Origin of the sequence: Halomonas sp. 707D4 (assembly GCF_024158685.1) — a bacterium.
In the GTDB taxonomy this organism is placed as follows: Bacteria; Pseudomonadota; Gammaproteobacteria; order Pseudomonadales; family Halomonadaceae; genus Vreelandella.
In genome coordinates this window covers 1-1,318 of sequence record NZ_JAMZBD010000672.1, presented here as the reverse complement: position 1 = coordinate 1,318, position 1,318 = coordinate 1, and the positions used below count along the sequence as shown (strand labels likewise).

General features: G+C 68.2%; 1 protein-coding gene and 1 pseudogene. Both read right to left on the bottom strand.

The features are described from left to right. Positions 1-479 (bottom strand): annotated as a pseudogene (locus tag BIS11_RS17795) (histidine phosphatase family protein); the annotation flags it as partial. 116 nt (positions 480-595) lie between these two features. Further along, positions 596-1,318, bottom strand: a 723-nt coding sequence (locus BIS11_RS17790; protein WP_253586754.1) for a substrate-binding domain-containing protein, incomplete at its 5' end; no start/stop codon positions are given.

The window sequence follows — 1,318 nt, the reverse complement described above, 5'->3', positions numbered from 1 at the left end:
GTACGCGCCTTGTAGGTGGCGTGGGCGATGACCGGCCGGTGCTCGGCGAATACCTCGGGAAAGCGCTCGGCCAGGCGCACGCCGATGTCGTGAAGCTCCTGGCCGCCAAGGCGTGACAGCTCGCCGTAGACGTCCTGCTCGATCTCCATCAGCCGGGCGATCTCGTCTTTCAGGACGCGGCCCTCGTCGGTGAGCTGGCCGCGCTCCTCGGCGATCTCGAGCAGTTCGAAGAGCGTCTTGTCGTACTTGGCGCTGGAGAGGTGGCGCGAGCCGTGGCGTCCGACGTACTGCACGAAGACCGGCGTGAATCCCGGCGGCGCGGGGGTGAGCTCGGTGGACGTGAAGACGTAGGGCGTCTTGGTGCTGTAGTAGGTGCGCTCTTCTGGGGCGTCGCTCGACGGGCTCGCGAGCACCGACGTGGCGGCGATCAGGCCCGTCAGCGAGGCGGCGAGTGCGAGGTGGTGAGACGTGAAAGTCACGTGCGTTCTCCCGGGTTGTGATTCGGTTTGCGTTTCTTGGGCACGAAGGGGCCCCTTCGCCCAGGCGGGCGAATGAAATCGATGGTTCGTCTAGCGAAATGGCAGGCCCTGAGCTTTCAGCCGGGCCGAATGGTACTTCGCCACACCGGCGTTGCCGGAAGCGTGATGACCTGGCCGGTGACGCTGTCGTCGGCCAGCTGCTGGGCCACCGAGGCGGCGATCTCCTCGACCGGGTGGTGGAACGTGGTCAGGGCGTAGCTCTCCCAACCGGCCTGCTCGATGTTGTCGAAGCCCATGACGCAAAGCTCCTGCGGGACGTCGAGCTTGAAGACGTGTCGGGCGGTATCCAGAAAGCCGCAGGCGAGCAGGTCGGTGGTGCACAGCACCGCCTCCGGGCGATGGGCGCGGCCGAGCAGTTGCCTGGCGGCTTCCTGGCCGGTGGCATAGCCGGTCGGGCCCGGGCGCACCGTCGAGAGCACGAACCCGGCGTCGTTCACCGCCCGGGTGAACGCCTGTTCCCGGGCGAGCAGGCTGGGCGTGCCGGCGGTCGAGCTCACCAAGGCGAAGGAGCGACAGCCGGCGCGATGAAACAGGGCAAAGGCCTCCTGCATCGCCTCCTCGTGGCCCAGGGTGATGTGCACCGGGCCGCTGAAGGTGTGGCCGCGGTTGACGAGCACCACCCGCAGCCCGCTCTGCATGCAGGCCTGCACCAGGGACTCCGCCGGGGCGCCGGAGAGCACCACCACAGCGCTCGCCCGATACTCGAGCGCCTGGTGAAGGGCGCGCTCCACCGCTTCTGAGTCGCCGCCGGTGTTGATCAACATCACCGCGCGGCCCTG